We start from the raw sequence: 16873 nt of genomic DNA on the forward strand, positions 1-16873 counted from the left end.
TCGCCGCACCGCGTCGTCTCTGGCCCGAAGTCCCCCTGGCCCGAGGCCCGCATGTTTCCACTCCGCCTGCCCGAAGACGCCGATCCGGTTCGCCCGCGCGCGCGCCGCACGCTGTCGTCGCGCATCATCCGGTTCGACGATCCGTGCCGAGGCGAACGTCGCCGCGTGGAGCAGTTCATCGAGGCGGCCTATGCCGAGGCCTATGGCGGCCAGATCCAGGCCCATTTCCCGACCCTGATGAGCGTTCAGGACGAGGCGGGCGTCATCTACGCCGCCGTCGGCTTCCGGCACGCCGCCGAAGCGCCCCTGTACTTGGAACAATATCTTGACGGGGCCGTCGAGACCGTGCTGAGCCAGGCCATCGGCGCCGTCATCGACCGCGCGCAGGTGGTCGAGATCGGCAGCCTGGCCTCCAGTGGACAGGGCGCGACCGTCTTCCTGTTCGCCGCCATGGCCCATCATCTGCAGTCCGAAGGTCTGAGGTTCGCCGTCGCCACAGCGACCGACGAACTGCGCCGCATCTTCCACAAGGCCGGTCTGGGCGCGCTTCAACTTGCGCGCGCCGATCCGCGCCGCCTCGACGACGGCGGCGGCAGCTGGGGCGCCTACTATCAGACCGATCCGGTGGTGCTGGCCGGCTCGATCGACGCGGCGACCGCGCCGCTGGATCACTTCTCCGAAACGGCGCCGGTCGGACGGGCCGTCCGCACCCGCCTGCACTATGAGGATCGCTCATGAGCGCCGTTCTGGACGCCCTGTCGCGTCGCGCCAGCTCCACGCCTGATGATGTGGTGATCCAGTGGGCCGAGGGTTCGCTGACCACGGCCGAACTGCTGGCGCAGGTCGGGCAGCTGGCGACCGCCCTGGCCGATGATCGATCTCCGGTCGGCGTCCTGCTCGACAACGGGCCGGCCTGGGTCGTCGTGGACCTGGCGTTGATCCTCGCCCAGCGGCCGAGCGTGCCGATCCCGCCCTTCTTCACGGTTTCTCAACGCGATCACGCCCTGGCCGACGCCGGCGCGGGGCTGCTGATCACGCCGGGCGCTCCGGGCGAACTGACGGCGGGCGGCGCGCCGATCCGGTTGACGCCGACAGGGTTGCCGGTGCGCGATCTGCATCCCGGCACGGCCAAGATCACCTACACCTCCGGCTCGACCGGCGCGCCCAAGGGCGTCTGCCTGTCTCAGGATCAGATGGAGGCGGTCGCCGCCTCTCTGGTTCAGGTCCTGGGCCGCGATCGCGCCGGGCTGCATCTGCCGGTGTTGCCGCTGGCGGTGCTGCTGGAGAATGTCGCCGGCCTCTATGCGACGCTTCTGGCCGGCGGCCGCTATCACGCCGCCAGCCTGGCCGAGGCCGGGATGGGCGATGCCTTCCGCCCCGACTTTGCGCGCCTGCTGACCACCATTGTCCAGACCGGCGCCACGACCCTGATCCTGGTTCCCGAACTGCTGCGCGGCCTGATCGCCGCCCAAGGCGCGATGCGGCTGGATCATCGGCTGGAGATGATCGCGGTCGGCGGCGCCCGGGTGTCCCCGGCCCTGCTGGAGGCCGCCGCCAAGGCCGGCCTCCCCGTGGTCGAGGGCTATGGACTCAGCGAATGCGCCTCGGTCGTGGCGCTCAACAGTCCGGACGACGCCCGCCCCGGCACGGTCGGCCGACCCCTGCCTCACCTTGAAGTCCATCTGGCCGACGACGGCGAAATCCTGGTTTCGCCCCATCCCTTCCTTGGCTACGTCGGCCAGGCGCCCGCGCCGGAGCGTCTGCACACAGGCGACATCGGCCGCTTCGACGCCGATGGACGGCTCAGCATCGAAGGCCGCAAGGCCAACACACTGATCACAGCCTTCGGCCGCAACGTCGCGCCTGAATGGGTCGAGAGCGAGCTTCTGGCCGAGCCCCACATCCTTCAGGCCATGGCGATGGGCGAGGCGCAGGCGTCGTTGTCGGCCCTGATCGTGGCGACGCCCGGCGCCGAACTGGCCCAGGTCGAAACGGCCGTCGCGCGCGCCAACGCCCGCCTGCCCGACTACGCCCGCATCGGCGACTGGCGTCTGGTGCCGCCCTTCGATCCCGCCGCTGGTCAGGTCACCGCCAACGGTCGTCCGCGTCGAGAGACCCTGCTGCGCACCTACGCCCCCTCCCCCTCGCAAGCCGCCTGAGAGTTCGCATGTCGTTTTTTGAAACCCTGGTCGCCGCGACCGCAACCGAGCGGGCCGCCTTCGCCGCTATCCCGCAAATCAGGGACGGTCTGGCCGGCCGCATCAGCCGCGACACCTATGTCGCCTATCTGGCTCAGGCCTATCACCACGTCCGCCACACCGTGCCGCTGATGCAGGCCGCCCGGGCGCGGCTGGACGATGACCACGCCGTCTTCAAGGCCGCGCTCGACGACTATATCGCCGAGGAAACCGGCCACGAGCAGTGGATCCTGAACGACATCCGCGCCGCCGGCGGCGACCCCGATCAGACCGTGCGGGACGGCCCCAACGTCGCGACCGAACTGATGGTGGCCTATGCCTATGACACCATCCAGCGCATCAATCCGATGGCCTTCTTCGGCATGGTCTATGTGCTGGAAGGCACCAGCATCCAGCTGGCCAGCGTCGGCGCCGAGGCCGTGCAGCAAAGCCTTGGCCTGCCGCCCGCCGCCTTCACCTATCTGATCTCTCATGGGGCTCTGGATCAGGATCACATCCTGTTCCTAAAGCAACTGCTGGACGGGGTGTCGGACGCCAACGACCGCGCCGCCATCGTCCACATGGCCAAGGTGATGTTCGGCCTGTTCGGCGGGGTCTTCGCCTCCATCCCCCACATCGCAGCGCGGGAGACGGTCGATGCAGTTTGAAGATCGCAACATCCTGATTACCGGCGGCTCCGGCGCCTTGGGGCGTCGTGTGGTCGAGCGGATCGAGCGCGAGGGCGGTCGGGTCACGATCGTCGCCCGCGCGCCGGTGACAGGCCATCACACCGTGGTGGGCGATCTATCGACCCCGCAGGGCCTCGACAGCGTCGCCGAACTGGCCGGCGCCCGCGCCTGGGACATTCTGATCAATATCGCCGGCATCCAGCATTTCGGCCCGCTGGAGCAGCAGACGCCCGAGCATCTGCTGGCCACCTATATGGTCAATCTGGTTGCGCCAGCCCGTCTGGCCCAAGCCGTCCTGCCCGGCATGAAGGCGCGTAAGCATGGCCAGATCGCCAATGTCGGCTCCATTTTCGGCTCGATCAACTTCGCCCACTTCGCCAGCTATTCCAGCGCCAAGGCCGGGATGCGGGCGCTCAGCCAATCGTTGCGTCGCGAGCTGGCCGGCACGGGCGTCGGCATCACCTATGTCGCGCCCCGCGCAGTGGCTACGCCGTTCAACTCCGCCAAGGTCGACGAATATGCGCGCCTGACCGGCATGGCTGTCGACGATCCCGACCCGATCGCCGACCGCATTGTCGCCGCCATCCGCAACGATCGCCGCGACGTCTATCTCGGCTTTCCCGAAAGCCTGTTCGTCCGCCTCAACGCCCTGGCGCCCGGCCTGATCGACGGCGCCCTGAAATCCAACGACCTGAAGGCCCGCGCCCTGTTCGCCGGCTGAACCACAGAACAAAAGGAGAGACACGCCATGAAGACCGCCCTGTTCGCCCTGGCCCTGATGGCCGCCCCCCTGACGGTCGCCTCCGTCGCCCATGCCGATGCCTGCGACGACCGCGCGCGCGGTCTCCAGCAGTCGTGGGACCATGTGAATTTCGAGGTCCCGCAAGGCATTCGAATGGCGGAAATGGCGCGCCTGAACACCCAGGCCGACGCCGTCGTGGCTCAATGCCCCAACCGCGCCGAACCTCTGGTCTGGGACGCCATCATCACCGCATCGGAAGCGGGATTGAAGGGCGGCATCGGCGCGCTGGGCCTCGTGCGTGAGGCGCGCACCGAACTGGAACAGGCCGAGCGGATCAACCCGCGCGCGCTGAACGGCTCGGTCTATGTCAGCCTCGGTTCGCTCTACGCCCAGGTGCCGGGCGCCCCGATCGGTTTCGGCAACCGTCAGCGCGCCCGCGACTACCTCCAGCGCGGTCTGGCCATGGCACCCAACGACGTCGACGCCAACTTCTTCATGGGCGATCTGCTGGTGCGTGAACACGACTGGAACGGCGCCGCCCGCTATCTGCAAAAGGCCATCGACGCTCCTGCCCGTCCCGGTCGCGCCGTCGCTGATCGCGGTCGCAAGGCCGAGGCCCGCGCCCTGCTCGTCCGCGCTCAGCAGCATCACTGAACAGACCCGCCATGAGCCCTGTTCCCCCCGCCCTGTCTCTCGACGTCGTTCAGCGCCGTCGCAAATGGTTCGCCGGTCTGGTTCTGCTGGCCCTCATCGTCCTGACCGCCAGCGTCCGCTCGGTCGCCGCCCTCGACGGCGAATGGCATGAAGGCGTCGAAGGCCTGGGCCTGGCCGCCATCATCGTCGCCATCGTCGGCCGCGCCTGGTGCTCGCTCTATATCGGCGGACGCAAGAAGGCCGAGATCGTCGATCGTGGCCCCTATTCCATCACGCGCAACCCGCTCTATGTCTTCAGCTTCATCGGCGCCTTCGGCGTCGGCGCCCAGACCGGCAGCGTGACGATCGGCGCCATCTTCGCCGTGGCGACCTTCCTGGTCTTTCTGCGCACGGTCGGTCGCGAAGAGGCCTGGCTGGCCGAACATTTCGGCGCGCCCTATGCCGCCTACTGCGCCCGCACGCCGCGCTTCCTGCCCAATCCCGCTCGCTGGCGCGACGCTGACGAACTGACCATCCGTCCCGCCTTCTTCGTCCGCACCCTGCGCGACGGCCTGGTTTTCCTCGCCGCCATCCCCGTCATGGAGGGCATCGAGCACTTGCAATCGTCGGGGTTGATCGGCTTTCCGATCAGCCTGTTCTAGCCCTAACCATCGCGCCATTCGCTGAGCGTCTGGCCGTCGGCGTCTTCGAAGGCGACGCGATCGAATTGCGCCGCGCCGATGCAGACCGGCCGTTGATCAGGGGCTGCCGTACGACAGTGGATGGCGCGGCCGTCGGCGAAGGTGGTCATCCGGCCTTCCAGCACGAGACGATAGCCCTGTGCTGATGGCGCAGGCGGCTGGCCATCCTCGCCGCGCAGGGTGAACTCATAGGCGCGGCCGTTTCGACGGCCGGTCCGCGCGCCGTTGGGCTTGAATACGGCGGCCAGCCCCGAAGTTTGAGGCGAGGCCTGGCTTGAAGGCGAGGCGCCGGGCGCAATCGCCGGGCAGGCCTCGGTGCGCAGCCACGGCCGGGCCAACCAGAAGCCTTCGGCCGCCTCCAAGCTGCTGTCGTCGTTTCCGATCAGGCCGGACCGCAGCCAATCCGCCGGCGCCAGGCTGAACTTCAGGCTCTGACCATCCTTCGCCCAGTAGACTGTCGCCTGCCCATCGGCCGCAGCTTCGGCGGCGTCGTTGGGCGCCCCGCAGCCAAAGGCCTGGCGGACGACGAAGCGTCGCCCGGCCAGAGACGCGCCCCCGACCTCTCGCCCTGCGGCGAAGGCCGAGGCGGCGATGTCCATGGCCTCAAGCAGGCCGGCGCGATCCAGCATCGGCGCAGGCGCAACGGTCACCACCGGCGGCGTTTCGGATTTTTGGGCCGGAGCAGGCGCAGGCTGCGGCTCACGCTGGCAGGCGGCGAGCGCCAGCAGGGACGCCGCAAGCGCGACTATCGGAGACCGAGGCGACGCAATCGTTTCGAGCATGGAACCACCCTAACACGCGAACCGCTGAGGGGGATGCGCTCACCCGAAAAGGTTGACGCGAGCGATGGGGGACGGTCTGCACAGCATCATGACTTTCGACCAGATCGCCGCCCTCGCCGTGCTCGTCGCCGTCGTGGGCGTCCTGATCCATGGCAAGATGCGGGCTGATGTCGTCGCCCTGACGGGGGCCGCCGTGCTCCTGCTGCTGGGCGTCGTGCGGCCGGTCGAGGTGCAGGGCGCCTTCGCCAGTCCCGCGGTGATCGCGCTGGCCGGCCTTTTTGTCATCGCCTACGCCATTGAACTGTCCGGCCTTTTGGGCTGGCTGATCCGACAGGCGACGCAGCTTTCCGCCCGGATCGGCGCCCGCGGCATCTGGATCGTCATCGGCCTGTGCGGTTCGGTCGGCGGCTTTTTGAACAACACCCCTGTGGTGGTCTTGGCCGCGCCGGTGATCCGCGACGTGGCCCAGTCGCTGCGCCTGTCGCCCAAACGCTTTCTGATGCCGCTCAGCCACGTCACGGTCATGGGCGGTCTGCTGACGCTGATCGGGACCTCGACCAATCTGCTGGTCAACGACATGGCCCGCAACGCCGGCCAGCCGGTGTTCGGCCTGTTCGAGATCACGCCCGTGGGTCTGGCCATCGCGGTCGTCGGCGGCCTGTGGCTCTATTTCGTGGGTGCGCGCCAACTCGGCCGATCGGTCGCGATGGACGAGGCGGAAGCCGCGCGTCTGGCGGAAATGGAAGAGGCGCGTCGCCGCGCAGAGGCCGAGGCCATCAATCGCCGCAAGCGCCTGCTGCCGTTCGGCCTGCCGCGCCTGGGCGGATCACGAAACCAGGTGGATGGTTCGGGCGATGCGCATCTCGGCGACGTCGAACTGTATGGGGCCGCCGATCGTCCGCTGCGGCTGAGGCCGGCTGCGATCTCGCTGGGCGTATTCGTCCTGGTGATCTTGTCCGCGGCGCTGGGGTGGGCGCCGATCGCCGCCTCGGCCTTCGCCGGCGCCGTCGGACTGATCCTGCTGCGCGTCATCACACCTGAGGAGGCCTATGCCGGACTGCGCCCCGAAATCCTGTTGCTGATCGCCGGGATGGTCGTGGTCGGCACGGCCATTGAGGTCACGGGGCTGGCGTCCGCCGGCGCAGATCGTCTGATCGGTGTGATCCGGCCCCTGGGGCCGCTGGGCGCCTTGATCGTGCTTTACGGCGTGACGCTGTTCGCCACCGAACTGCTGTCCAACGCCACGGTCGCGGTCTTAATCACCCCCATCGCCGTAGCCTTGGCCGAAAGCCTGGGCGTGGATCCCCGCCCCTTTTTGGTGTGCGTCATGATGGCGGCCTCGGCCGCCTTCGCCACCCCATTTGGCTATCAGACCAATGTGCTGGTCTTCAACATGGGCGGCTATAGCTACATGGACTTCGTCCGCGTCGGCCTGCCTTTGAACCTGATCACCTGGATCGCCGCCATGGTCGCCATCCCGATCTTCTTCCCGTTCTGATCGAGTGGCAGTCGTAGTGGTGCGGGCGGCCGGGCTTGAACCGGCAAGGACTTTCGTCCGGCAGATTTTAAGTCTGCTGCGTCTACCAGTTTCGCCACGCCCGCAGCCCGGTCTGGCCCGGTTCGGCTCCTATAGACGGAACCGGGCTAGGTCTCCAAGTCGTCAGCGTGTCGGGCTCGCCGATGTGGTCGCGGGCCTCATCGCCCGGAAGTCCACGTCGGAATCAGCGATCAGCCACAGCAAGCCCGCCCAGGCGGCGACGTTCTGGTTCAGTTGCGCCGGGTCGATCTTGTCGAGGGTGTCGTTGGCGGTGTGGTGCAGGTCGAAATAGCGCGTTCCGTCCTGAGCCAGTCCGAAGAAGGGCACCCCCAGCGGGCCCATCGGCCCGACATCGACGCCGCCTTCGGTCTCCACGCGATCGGAGGCCAGGACGCCGATCGGATAGAGGACGCGGTTCGCGGCCTTCTGGAAGTCGGACCCTTGCGCGCCGGCGGGCAGGCGCAGGGCATAGACGCGGTCGGCGCCGAAATCGCTCTCGCCGGCGATGATATGCTTGTCCAACGCTGCGCCCTGGCCGCGCGCATAGACGCCGCCGCCATTGCCGGTCTGGGCGGTCGGCTGAGCCACTTCTTCCGAACCGTAGAAGATGACGCGCAGAGTGCGGGCCGGACGGCGGCCGCTGTCGGCGATGGCCTTGGCGGCGGCGATGGTGATGGCGCCCCCTGCTCCGTCGTCGATGGCGCCTGTGCCCAAGTCCCAGCTATCCATGTGGGAGCCCAGCACGATGATCTCGTCGGGGCGCGTGGCGCCCGGCAGATCGCCGATCACATTCTGACTGGTGGTGCGATAGGTGCGGGCGGTCGAGGTCAGGCGCATGCGCACCGGCTGGCCCAGGGCAACCAGGCGGCTGACCTGATCGGCGTCGGGCGCGGCCAGGGCGAAGGCGGGAATGGTCGGCTTGCCGTCGACATAGCGGGTGGTGCCGGTGTGCGGCATCCGGTCCTCGTCAGAGCCCACCGAACGCATGACGAAGGCCGCCGCGCCCTTGGCCGCCGCCACGCCGGGGCCGGCGCCGCGCACGCGGGTCTGAGGACCATAGCCGGAACCGTCCTGCATCGGGTGCATCTGGCCCAGATCGACATAGACGATCTTGCCGCGGACGGCGGCCTCGGGCGCGGCCTGCAGGTCTTCGAAGGTCGAGAAGCGCACGACCTCCGCCTCGACACCGCCCCTCGGCGTGGCCGGCGAGTGGCCAAGTGCCGCAGCGACCAGGGCCTGGGCGTTGTCGCCGACGATGGCGGCCGAGCTTTCGCCCCGCTCCCAGCCAACCAGCGGGAACTCTTCGATGCGGACGTTCTGGAAGCCGTTGGCGCGCAGATAGTCGGCGGCCCAGGCGGCGGCCTGCTGCTCGGAGCGCGAACCCGCCGGGCGCGCGCCGAACCGCGTCGTCAGTTGGGTGACATAGTCCATGGCGATGTTCGAGCGCATCGCGGCGTCGCGCACCACGATCGCCTGCTGCACCGTCGCCGCATCCTGAGCATGGGCCGCGGGGGTAAACGCGACAAGACCCAAGGCGACGGCGCTGGCGGTCAGCAGACGGATGGACATAAGCAGGCTCCGGACTCAGATGAGAGCCGGACCCTAGGTAGGTTCAGTCGTTCTGGAAATAGGGTTCGACCGGACCCTGCAGTTTCACGGTCAGGGCCTTGCCCTTGCGATCCACGCGGTTGCCGAGCGCCAGACGCACCCAGCCTTCGGACACGCAATATTCCTCGACATTGGTCTTTTCTTCGCCCTTGAAGCGAATACCGACGCCGCGTTGCAGGACTTCGGCGTCGTGATGCGGGCTGGACGGGTCGACCGAAAGGCGATCGGGAGGCGTGTCGGACATGGCGTTGGTCGGGCTCAGATCTCGGGAAGGCGCGGTGATAGACGCGCTGGCGCGCCCTGCCAATCCGAAACCGGGTTCGAAGACTTAAGGCAGCAGGTGATAGTGCTGGGCGACGGCGGCCATCATCACGGTTCCGCCCGCCGGAACGGCGAGTATGATGGCCCTGCGCATGCGGTGCGCCACGTAAAGCAGTTCGCCGATCATGGCGCGGATCCTCGATGTCATCGCTCTCTGACGGAGCGTTCGAAGATCATTGGTCGGACAGAGCCCGCTGTCGAGACGAAACGTCAGCGTTTAGATCACACTTAAGGTTACTGCACAGTTTGACGCGGCTGAGCGTTGGGCGCTGCTGACGGCTGATAGGCCTGCGGGCCGGTCGCAGCGGGAGCCGCCGCAGGCGTGGCGGCGGGACGACGCGCCGGGGTCGCGGCCGGGCGAGCCGCCGGTCGCGCAGCGGGACGGTTGGCGGCCGGGCGCGGCGTCGTACGGGTCGTTGGGGCGGCCGCGGGCTGAGCCGTCGGCGTCGCAGGCGGGGTCGTCGCGGCTGGCGCAGCAGCGGCAGGCGTAGCAGCCGGAGGGGGCGTGGCTTCGGCGGCGGCGGCGCGAGCGGCCATCTGCTGGGCCTGGAACCGGGCGGCGAGCTTTTCGGTCAGTTCCTTGGCTTGCGGCGCGCTCATCTGGGCCATGATGGCGGCCAGGGTGCGCGGACGCATGGCGGCGGCGACCGGCAGGCGCACCCGGTCCTCCAGCGCGGCCATGACCGGGGCGGCCTCCTTGGGACGCATGGCGGAATAGACCTGAACCAGACGATCGATCTCGGCCTTCTCGCGCTCGTCGACCTGGCCGAGCATCTGTTTCATCTCGGCCTTCAAGGCTTCCAGCGCCTTGACCTTGGCGTCCAGCTTCTGCTCGGCGGCGACCATCAGCGGCAGGGTGGTGGCGAAGTCCTGATCACGCGCGTCCAGCGCCGCGCGGCGCTGCGACAACGACTGGATGATCTTCAGCTCGGCCGGCGAAATCCCCGCCTGCTGGGCCAGCTGTTCGGGAGACAAGGCGGAACAGGTTCCGGGCAGAGCCGGCTTGGGCGGCGCGCCGGCCGCAGCGGGAACCGCCTCCTCGGCCCAGGCCTTGGCCCCGTCGAACAGGCCCGGCGCGACGCCGACGGCGCGCACGGCGACGACCCCGCCGATGGCGATGGCGATCAGGGGCAGGATGCGGGGAAGGCGGGCCATGAAATGGGGTTCCGAACTCAGGCGGCGAACAGGTCGTCGTCGAGATTACGACGCGCGGCGTTGAGGCTTTGTTTGGCGGAATGGTTAGCGGAGCGTCCGGCCGTCAGGGCCTGAACGATGGCGGCGACATTGTCGCGCCCGGCGGGCGCAGCCGCTTCATTGCGACGGTTCGAAGAGGGACTGGCCAGTCCCTGGATGCGTTGCGCCAGAGCGGCCATGCGCTCAGCCCGCTCCTCGTCTTCGGTTGCGGCCGGCGCCGGAGCCAGGGCGGCCGGGGGTGCGCGACGGGCGAGTTCTTCCTCGACGATCCGCACCGGCGCCATGGCCGGCGCGCGGGCGATCAGGGTTTCCAGCTGCGCCTTGACCTCACGCGCCTTGATGATCCGGTCGTGCAGCAGATCCGTTTCCTGACCAGAGGCCCGAAGGGTGGCCAGCGCGTTTTCGGCGCGGCCTGCGGCGGCGTTCAGTTCGGTGACGGCCTGGGCGAAGGCCAGCTGCCCGGCGCGCAGGGCGGCCAGCTTGCGTTCCAGCTTGATGCCGTAGCCGACCGCCGCGATCAGCAGCACCATCAGCACGCCGTCCATGATCATTCCGGCCATCAGACGTTCACTCCCAGGCGGGCGGCGACTTCCGGATTGACCGGTCCTTCGACGCGTATGGCGATGTGCTGGCCCTTGCGACCCATGCGGCCGGTGGTCAGCGGAATGGAGCCGGCGCGGATCGAAACCTCGGAATCCGGCGTGGCGTTCAGCATCATCGTGTCGCCGACTTTGAGGTTCAGCACGCTGGAAAGAGGCATCTGCTGTTCGTCCAGGACCGCGCGGACTTCGGTTTCGGTCGTCCAGATCTCGGTGGCCAAGTGGCCTTCCCAGATGTTGTCGCGGCCGAACTTCTCGCCCATGAACTGCTGCAGCAGCATCTTGCGGATCGGCTCCAGCGTCGCATAGGGCAGCAGCAGCTCGATACGGCCGCCGCGATCCTCCATGTCGATCCGCAGCTTGATCAGGATGGCGGCGTTGGCGGGACGCGCGATGGCGGCGAAGCGCGGGTTGGTCTCCAGCCGGTCCAGGTTGAAGTGGACCGGGGTCAGCGGCTCGAACGCCTGGCGGGCGTCGTTCAGCACAACCTCGACCATCCGCTGCACTAGCACCCGCTCGATCGTGGTGTAGGGCCGGCCTTCGATGCGCAGCGCCGCCGTGCCGCGACGACCGCCCAACAGCACGTCGACGATAGAATAGATGAGGTTGGAGTCGACCGTCAGCAGACCGTAGTTGTCCAGCTCCTCGGCGCGAAACACCGCCAGGATGGCCGGCAGCGGGATCGAGTTCAGATAGTCGCCGAACCGGATCGACGAAATATTGTCCAGGCTGACTTCGACGTTGTCCGAGGTGAAGTTGCGAAGGCTGGTCGTCATCAACCGCACCAAGCGATCGAACACGATCTCCAGCATCGGCAGACGCTCGTAGCTGACGAGCGCGGAGTTGATGATGGCCCGGATGCCCGAGCGTTCAGAGCCGTCGTCGTCGCCCAGGTCGAAACCCAGCAGGCTGTCGATCTCATCCTGGTTCAGGACGCGTTCGGACAGGGCGTCGCCGGGATCGCCCAGACCGCCGAACGGATCGAGTTGCGCCGCGTCCGTCATGCCTATTGCACCAGCATTTCTTCGATCAGCACGGCGTCGATCTTGCCCGGAGCGGCGATTAGATTGACGCGGCGCAAAATCTCGGCGCGCAGCTGATAGGTGCCGGCCGAGCCGCTGAGGTCCTCGGGGCGCAGTTCGCGCACGAAGCCGGTGAACATATCCTGCAGACGCGGCATCTCTTCCTGCAGATGGGTCGCCACCTCGGCGTCCTGCATCTCCAGCGTCAGCTTCAGTTTCAGAAAAGTCGGACGGCCGTCGGGCGACTGAATGTTCATGACCATGTCGGGCAGGGTGTAGAAGGTGACGCCATCCGGCCCCGCGGCGATGACGCCCAGCGCAGGATCGGCCTCGCCTTCCTTGCCGCCTCCGCCGTGACCGCCGCCTTCCTTCTTCTCTTCCTTGCCCTCGGCCTTCTTGTCGGCCTTCTCTTCTCCGTGGCCGGCTTCGGCTTCGGCGCCGTGCGCTTCGGCAGGCTTGGGCTTCAGCATGAAGAAGGCCGCCGCGCCCCCGCCGCCCAACACCAGCAAGGCGACCGGCGCGATGATGAACAGCAACGGGATTTTCTTTTTCTTGGGCGCGGCGGCGTCACCCTCGGGGGCCTCGCCTTCGGTCACGGCCGGCAGGTTGGCGTCGGCGTCGGCCGCAGGCGCACCCTTCTTCTTGCCGAACTTGAACATGCGCGCGCCCCGGAGACTTTCTCATGACGAGGATCGTCCGGTTTGGTTAACGCGACGTTTACAATGGGCAGGATTTGCCGGGTTGGAAGCGACGCGATCCCGCTCAAACCCGCATTCCGCCTGAATTAACCCTGTTGGCACGGCCGTTGCGAGAGGCTGAGGCGAAGGAGCACGCCTCTCGTGGAAAACGCCGCCTATATCGGACTGTCACGCCAGATGACGCTGCGTCGCGAACTGGACATCGTGGCCAACAACGTCGCCAACGCCAACACCACCGGCTTCAAGGTCGAGCAACTGATGCTCGGAACCGAGATCGGGCAGCGGGCGCGCAACGACTCGATCCGCCCGTCGGCCAGCTTCGTGCTGGACAATGGCGTCGGTCGCGACTTCGGCCAGGGTTCGATGCAGCAGACGGGCCGCTCGCTGGACTTCGCCATTTCCGGCGAGGGCGCCTTCTTCACCGTGCGTGATGGCGCCAACGGCGAAGCCTACACCCGCGACGGCGCCTTCACCCTGGACCCGGAAGGGCGTCTGACCACCAAACAGGGTCAGGCCGTCCTTGGCGGCGGCGCGGAGATCGTGCTGGACCCCGCGCTTGGCGCGCCCAGCGTCGGCGCTGACGGCACCATCACCCAGAACGGACAGGTCACTGGCCGGCTGTCGGTCGTGCGTTTCGATACGCTGGGCGTGCTCGAAAAGGGCGGCGACAGCCTCTACCGCAATAAGTCCAACGCCCAGCCGATCGAGGCCGCCGACGCCCAGGTTCATCAGGGCTCGCTGGAGTCTTCCAACGTCAATCCATTGATCGAAATCACCAATCTCGTCGAGATCAGCCGCGCCTACGAGAGCATTTCCAAGCTGATCGAAAACACCACAGACCTGAGCCGTCGCGCCGTCGAGCGCCTCGGCAAGGCCGCTTAAGGGAGAGCCGGAACATGCGCGCTCTGAGAACCGCAGCCTCGGGCATGGCCGCCCAGCAGCTGAACGTGGAGGTCATCTCCAACAACATCGCCAACATGAACACGGTGGGCTTCAAGAAGCAGCGCGCCGAGTTTCAGGACCTGCTGTACCAGAACGTCGAACGCATGGGGGCCCAATCCTCGGCCTCCGGCACCGTGGTTCCAACCGGCATCCAGATCGGCGCAGGCGTCAAGGCGGGGGCCGTCTATCGGATTACCGAACAGGGCACGCCCCAGGCGACGGGCAACCCGTACGACATGGCCATCGACGGCAAGGGCTATTTTCAGATCAGCCTGCCTTCTGGCGAAAAGGCCTACACCCGCGCTGGCAATCTGCAGGTCAATCCTGAAGGCCAGATGGTGACGGACGACGGCTATCTGCTGGAACCGGCGATCACCATCCCGCAGGACGCGACCAAGGTATCGATCTCCAAGACCGGTCTCGTTCAGGTGACCCAGGCCGGACAGCCCGCCCCGACCACGGTCGGTCAGATCGAACTGGCCAGCTTCTTCAACGAGGCGGGTCTGGAAGCTATCGGCGACAACCTGCTACTGGAAACCGCCGCGTCCGGGCCGGCGATCGTCGGGACGCCCGGCGACGCGGGCTATGGCCAGATCATGCAGTCCTACACCGAGGCGTCGAACGTCGATGCGGTCGCTGAAATCAGCGCCCTGATCGTGGCGCAGCGCGCCTATGAAATGAACTCCAAGGTCATCAGCACCGCTGACCAGATGCTGTCCGTCGCCTCGCAAGTGAAGGGCTAGGGCCGTGACCATGATCCGTTCCCTGCTGCTCGCCGCCGCCGTCAGCGCCTTCGCCGGCGCCGCCCTCGCAAATCCGGTCGTGCTGCGCGCAAACCCCGTGGATGACGACGGTCGCGTCACCCTGGGCGATATCTTCGAGGGCGCGGGCGCCGCAGCCAATGTCGCCGTCGCCGAACGCGTCGGTCCCTCGGTCGTGCTGGACGCCGGTCAGCTTCAGGCCCAGGCGCGTCAGGCGGGCCTTGACTGGAGCAATCCCAACGGCCTGCGCCGCGTCGCCGTGCGCCGTTCGGCCGGACCCGTTCAGACCGTGGCCGAGGCCGCGCCGACGGACGCCGTCCAGGCCGCCCAACCTATCGCCCGCGCCGCCTATCGTCCCGGCGCCGCGCCGCAGGTCATCGCCCGCAACGATATGGTGCGCGTTACCTATCAGGTCGGCGGCGTGAACCTGGCCGTCATGGGCAAGGCCATGCGCAGCGCCGGTCTGGGCGAGCCGGTCGCCATAATGAACACCACCTCCAACCGCGTCATCGATGCGGTCGCCTCCGGCCCCGGCCAAGCCATCGCCGGCCCCGGCGCCGACATGGCCCGCGCCAATCCCCAACAGTTCGCCGCCCGCTAGGGAATCCAAGTCATGCGTAAAGCCGTCCTGATCCTCGCCGCCCTCGCCCCGCTCGCCGCCTGCTCGACCGTCGCCGAAACGGTGCGCGGTCCGGAACTGGCCCCCATCGGCTACCCCGCCGCCCTGATCCCGGCGCAGCAGGCCTATCTGCCCGCGCGCGAGACTGCGCCGGCCAGCGCCAACAGCCTGTGGCGCACGGGCGCCCGCACCTTCTTCGGCGACCAGCGCGCGCGCCATATTGGCGACATCCTGACGGTCAAGATCGACATCGACGATCGCGCCCAGACCCAGAACTCGACCCAGCGCTCGCGCTCCAACGAGATCAATGCCGGCGTCAGCAACCTGTTCGGCCTGGAAAGCAGCCTGGGTCGCGCCTTCCCCGGCGGCTTCGATCCGTCGAAGATGGTCGGCATGGAAGGCGATCTGAAGTCGTCGGGCAATGGTTCGGTCACCCGAGCCGAGAAGGTGTCGCTGACCATCGCCGCCGTCGTCACCGACGTCCTGGCCAACGGCAATCTGGTGATCCAGGGTCGGCAGGAAGTGCGCACCAACCGCGAGGTCCGCGAATTGACCGTCGCCGGAATCGTCCGCCCAGAGGACATCTCATCGGCCAACGCCATCAACCACACCCAGATCGCCGAGGCGCGCATCTCCTACGGCGGTCGTGGCGACGTCAGCCGCGTCCAGGCCCCGCCCGTGGGTCAGGCGCTGGCGGAACGCTTCAGCCCGTTCTGACGCGCGCTGACCCTGCGGGTTGAACTGCTGACGGATAACCGCGTTCAAGGGAAATGCGGTCGTCCGATCTCTTGCGGTCACAGCCGCGTCTGACGACATTGAAGGCGACGCGACGCTGCGCGTCGTCGGCGGGGGCTGACACATGATGCTGATACTCTCCGCCCTGATGGCGGCCGCGATACAGACTGCGCCCGCCGCAGGCTGGACCTGGAGCCTGTACGAGGGCGAGGGACCGATGGTGCTGGCCAACGACATCCCCGACACCGCCAGCCTGCGCGCCACGCTGCAATGCCTGCCGGGTTCGGGCGCGGTCTCGGTCGCGGTCTATGGCGAGGATGCGTCCGCCGGATTTGCGCGTATCACCTCAGGCGGGTCGACGGCGACCAGCGAGGCGCGCATCGGGCGTGGCGGCAAGCTGGAGACGGCGATCCCCGTCGACCACCCCGCCTTTTCCGCCTTCGTCGCGAACGGCCGGATGACAATCGCCGTCGGCGACGACGCCAACACGATCACCGTCGAACGTCCGCACATGGCCAAGCTGCGTCGCTTCGCCGATCGCTGCGCCGGCTGAGGAACTCACGCATGCGTCTTCGCTTGATATCAGCCTTGATCGCCGTGTCGGCGCTCGCCGCTTGCGCGACCCAGGCCCCGATGCCCGCAGCCGGCTCGGCAGCGACCGCATCAGCGCCCACGCCCACACCCGGTTACGACTGGTTTCTGAACACCGATGGTCAGGAGGCTATGCTGGCCTACGGCGTCGCCAACAGCGACGAGATCAAGCTGAAACTGGCCTGTCAGGCCGGATCAAGCGCACTGGAACTGACGGCCTCGAGCGACAGGCCGGGCCGCGAAATCTATTTGGAATCCGGCGGCGACACCGAGCGCTATCGCGCCGCATCTGAGCCGGCCGTCGTGCATGACGGCGAACTGCTGACGGCTCAGGCCAAGACCAAGGATCCGGTCTTCCAGCGCTTCCGAAGTCTGGGCTGGATCGCCGCCTGGGCTGACGACGAACGTCACGTCTACGCCGCCCATCCCGCCGCAAAGGTGCAAATCGAGCGGTTCTTCACCGTCTGCGGTTGACGCATCGGCTCCGCTCGGCTTGCGTGCCCCTACTGACAGGAGGGGCGT

The 16873-nt window shown here is 67.6% G+C and carries 20 protein-coding genes and 1 tRNA gene; 13 read left to right on the plus strand and 8 right to left on the minus strand.

Features of this window, described 5'->3' with window-relative positions; translation table 11 throughout:
* The first annotated feature begins 51 nt into the window (after positions 1-51).
* The 6 genes from BLR19_RS05785 to BLR19_RS05810 are packed head-to-tail and all read left to right on the plus strand — an operon-like array spanning position 52 to position 4903.
* Positions 52-738 (plus strand): thermostable hemolysin, encoded by a 687-nt coding sequence (locus BLR19_RS05785; protein ID WP_091748230.1) that lies wholly within the window; start codon positions 52-54, stop codon positions 736-738.
* Positions 735-2159, plus strand: coding sequence for an AMP-binding protein (locus BLR19_RS05790; RefSeq protein WP_091748233.1), 1425 nt, complete (start codon positions 735-737; stop codon positions 2157-2159). The genes BLR19_RS05785 and BLR19_RS05790 overlap by 4 nt, the downstream gene beginning before the upstream one ends.
* A gap of 8 nt (positions 2160-2167) precedes the next feature.
* Entirely contained in the window at positions 2168-2845 is a 678-nt protein-coding gene (locus BLR19_RS05795) for a TenA family transcriptional regulator (RefSeq protein ID WP_091748235.1), read from the plus strand.
* Positions 2835-3587 (plus strand): SDR family NAD(P)-dependent oxidoreductase, encoded by a 753-nt coding sequence (locus tag BLR19_RS05800; RefSeq protein WP_091748239.1) that lies wholly within the window; start codon positions 2835-2837, stop codon positions 3585-3587. Before BLR19_RS05795 ends, BLR19_RS05800 begins: the two co-directional genes overlap by 11 nt.
* Positions 3588-3614: 27 nt before the next feature.
* The gene (locus tag BLR19_RS05805) at positions 3615-4262 is read left to right on the plus strand and encodes a tetratricopeptide repeat protein (protein ID WP_091748242.1); all 648 of its coding nucleotides are present in this window, start codon (positions 3615-3617) and stop codon (positions 4260-4262) included.
* Positions 4263-4273: 11 nt separating this feature from the next.
* Complete coding sequence (locus BLR19_RS05810; RefSeq protein ID WP_066552241.1) at positions 4274-4903, plus strand: methyltransferase family protein; 630 nt, start codon at positions 4274-4276, stop codon at positions 4901-4903.
* Positions 4904-4905: 2 nt separating this feature from the next.
* On the opposite strand, the gene BLR19_RS05815 is transcribed toward BLR19_RS05810, so the two are convergent.
* Positions 4906-5724, minus strand: a complete 819-nt coding sequence (locus BLR19_RS05815) for a hypothetical protein (RefSeq protein ID WP_091748245.1) — start codon at positions 5722-5724, stop codon at positions 4906-4908.
* 88 nt (positions 5725-5812) lie between these two features.
* Here BLR19_RS05815 and BLR19_RS05820 point away from each other — a divergent pair, with 88 nt between their 5' ends.
* Positions 5813-7222 (plus strand): SLC13 family permease, encoded by a 1410-nt coding sequence (locus tag BLR19_RS05820; RefSeq protein ID WP_091749145.1) that lies wholly within the window; start codon positions 5813-5815, stop codon positions 7220-7222.
* A gap of 17 nt (positions 7223-7239) precedes the next feature.
* Here BLR19_RS05820 and BLR19_RS05825 read toward each other — a convergent pair.
* The 7 genes from BLR19_RS05825 to BLR19_RS05855 form a co-directional block, all read right to left on the minus strand.
* Positions 7240-7326: transfer RNA gene (locus BLR19_RS05825), tRNA-Leu, on the minus strand.
* Between the two features lie 58 nt (positions 7327-7384).
* On the minus strand, positions 7385-8830 hold the full coding sequence (locus BLR19_RS05830) for a M20/M25/M40 family metallo-hydrolase (protein ID WP_091748248.1): 1446 nt from the start codon (positions 8828-8830) through the stop codon (positions 7385-7387).
* Positions 8831-8873: 43 nt separating this feature from the next.
* A complete protein-coding gene (locus BLR19_RS05835; RefSeq protein ID WP_045810378.1) occupies positions 8874-9113 on the minus strand; it encodes a DUF3297 family protein in 240 nt (79 codons plus the stop codon).
* Positions 9114-9424: 311 nt separating this feature from the next.
* Entirely contained in the window at positions 9425-10345 is a 921-nt protein-coding gene (locus tag BLR19_RS05840; protein ID WP_091748251.1) for a MotE family protein, read from the minus strand.
* Positions 10346-10362: 17 nt separating this feature from the next.
* Positions 10363-10944 carry a DUF6468 domain-containing protein gene (locus BLR19_RS05845; protein ID WP_055803905.1) on the minus strand — a complete coding sequence of 194 codons (582 nt, stop codon included), beginning with the start codon at positions 10942-10944 and terminating at the stop codon, positions 10363-10365.
* The gene (gene fliM, locus BLR19_RS05850) at positions 10944-11987 is read right to left on the minus strand and encodes a flagellar motor switch protein FliM (RefSeq protein WP_017504455.1); all 1044 of its coding nucleotides are present in this window, start codon (positions 11985-11987) and stop codon (positions 10944-10946) included. The genes BLR19_RS05845 and fliM overlap by 1 nt, the downstream gene beginning before the upstream one ends.
* Before the next feature lie 2 nt (positions 11988-11989).
* The gene (locus BLR19_RS05855) at positions 11990-12664 is read right to left on the minus strand and encodes a flagellar basal body-associated FliL family protein (protein WP_091748254.1); all 675 of its coding nucleotides are present in this window, start codon (positions 12662-12664) and stop codon (positions 11990-11992) included.
* Between the two features lie 180 nt (positions 12665-12844).
* Between BLR19_RS05855 and flgF the strand changes: the two genes are divergently transcribed.
* The 6 genes from flgF to BLR19_RS05885 all read left to right on the plus strand — a co-directional run bounded on the left by flgF (position 12845) and on the right by BLR19_RS05885 (position 16825).
* Positions 12845-13585, plus strand: a complete 741-nt coding sequence (flgF, locus tag BLR19_RS05860; protein WP_055754136.1) for a flagellar basal-body rod protein FlgF — start codon at positions 12845-12847, stop codon at positions 13583-13585.
* A gap of 14 nt (positions 13586-13599) precedes the next feature.
* The gene (flgG, locus tag BLR19_RS05865; RefSeq protein WP_055754135.1) at positions 13600-14388 is read left to right on the plus strand and encodes a flagellar basal-body rod protein FlgG; all 789 of its coding nucleotides are present in this window, start codon (positions 13600-13602) and stop codon (positions 14386-14388) included.
* Between the two features lie 10 nt (positions 14389-14398).
* Complete coding sequence (locus tag BLR19_RS05870; RefSeq protein ID WP_205678522.1) at positions 14399-15007, plus strand: flagella basal body P-ring formation protein FlgA; 609 nt, start codon at positions 14399-14401, stop codon at positions 15005-15007.
* Between the two features lie 12 nt (positions 15008-15019).
* Positions 15020-15742, plus strand: a complete 723-nt coding sequence (gene flgH, locus BLR19_RS05875) for a flagellar basal body L-ring protein FlgH (protein ID WP_055803887.1) — start codon at positions 15020-15022, stop codon at positions 15740-15742.
* A 142-nt stretch (positions 15743-15884) separates the two neighbouring features.
* Positions 15885-16313 (plus strand): hypothetical protein, encoded by a 429-nt coding sequence (locus BLR19_RS05880; protein ID WP_091748256.1) that lies wholly within the window; start codon positions 15885-15887, stop codon positions 16311-16313.
* Positions 16314-16324: 11 nt separating this feature from the next.
* Positions 16325-16825 carry a hypothetical protein gene (locus BLR19_RS05885; protein ID WP_218119320.1) on the plus strand — a complete coding sequence of 167 codons (501 nt, stop codon included), beginning with the start codon at positions 16325-16327 and terminating at the stop codon, positions 16823-16825.
* Positions 16826-16873 lie beyond the last annotated feature (48 nt).

This window comes from Brevundimonas sp. 374 (assembly GCF_900102995.1).
Classification (GTDB): Bacteria; Pseudomonadota; Alphaproteobacteria; order Caulobacterales; family Caulobacteraceae; genus Brevundimonas; species Brevundimonas vesicularis_C.

Coding starts and splice junctions, on each gene's coding strand:
- BLR19_RS05845 (WP_055803905.1), bottom strand. CDS start 10,944: ATGGCCGGAATGATCATGGACGGCGTGCTGATGGTGCTGCTGATCGCG.
- BLR19_RS05840 (WP_091748251.1), bottom strand. CDS start 10,345: ATGGCCCGCCTTCCCCGCATCCTGCCCCTGATCGCCATCGCCATCGGC.
- BLR19_RS05820 (WP_091749145.1), top strand. CDS start 5,813: ATGACTTTCGACCAGATCGCCGCCCTCGCCGTGCTCGTCGCCGTCGTG.
- BLR19_RS05885 (WP_218119320.1), top strand. CDS start 16,325: ATGCGTCTTCGCTTGATATCAGCCTTGATCGCCGTGTCGGCGCTCGCC.
- BLR19_RS05805 (WP_091748242.1), top strand. CDS start 3,615: ATGAAGACCGCCCTGTTCGCCCTGGCCCTGATGGCCGCCCCCCTGACG.
- BLR19_RS05815 (WP_091748245.1), bottom strand. CDS start 5,724: ATGCTCGAAACGATTGCGTCGCCTCGGTCTCCGATAGTCGCGCTTGCG.
- BLR19_RS05835 (WP_045810378.1), bottom strand. CDS start 9,113: ATGTCCGACACGCCTCCCGATCGCCTTTCGGTCGACCCGTCCAGCCCG.
- BLR19_RS05870 (WP_205678522.1), top strand. CDS start 14,399: ATGATCCGTTCCCTGCTGCTCGCCGCCGCCGTCAGCGCCTTCGCCGGC.
- BLR19_RS05795 (WP_091748235.1), top strand. CDS start 2,168: ATGTCGTTTTTTGAAACCCTGGTCGCCGCGACCGCAACCGAGCGGGCC.
- BLR19_RS05790 (WP_091748233.1), top strand. CDS start 735: ATGAGCGCCGTTCTGGACGCCCTGTCGCGTCGCGCCAGCTCCACGCCT.
- fliM (WP_017504455.1), bottom strand. CDS start 11,987: ATGACGGACGCGGCGCAACTCGATCCGTTCGGCGGTCTGGGCGATCCC.
- BLR19_RS05785 (WP_091748230.1), top strand. CDS start 52: ATGTTTCCACTCCGCCTGCCCGAAGACGCCGATCCGGTTCGCCCGCGC.
- flgH (WP_055803887.1), top strand. CDS start 15,020: ATGCGTAAAGCCGTCCTGATCCTCGCCGCCCTCGCCCCGCTCGCCGCC.
- BLR19_RS05830 (WP_091748248.1), bottom strand. CDS start 8,830: ATGTCCATCCGTCTGCTGACCGCCAGCGCCGTCGCCTTGGGTCTTGTC.
- flgG (WP_055754135.1), top strand. CDS start 13,600: ATGCGCGCTCTGAGAACCGCAGCCTCGGGCATGGCCGCCCAGCAGCTG.
- BLR19_RS05810 (WP_066552241.1), top strand. CDS start 4,274: ATGAGCCCTGTTCCCCCCGCCCTGTCTCTCGACGTCGTTCAGCGCCGT.
- BLR19_RS05880 (WP_091748256.1), top strand. CDS start 15,885: ATGATGCTGATACTCTCCGCCCTGATGGCGGCCGCGATACAGACTGCG.
- BLR19_RS05855 (WP_091748254.1), bottom strand. CDS start 12,664: ATGTTCAAGTTCGGCAAGAAGAAGGGTGCGCCTGCGGCCGACGCCGAC.
- BLR19_RS05800 (WP_091748239.1), top strand. CDS start 2,835: ATGCAGTTTGAAGATCGCAACATCCTGATTACCGGCGGCTCCGGCGCC.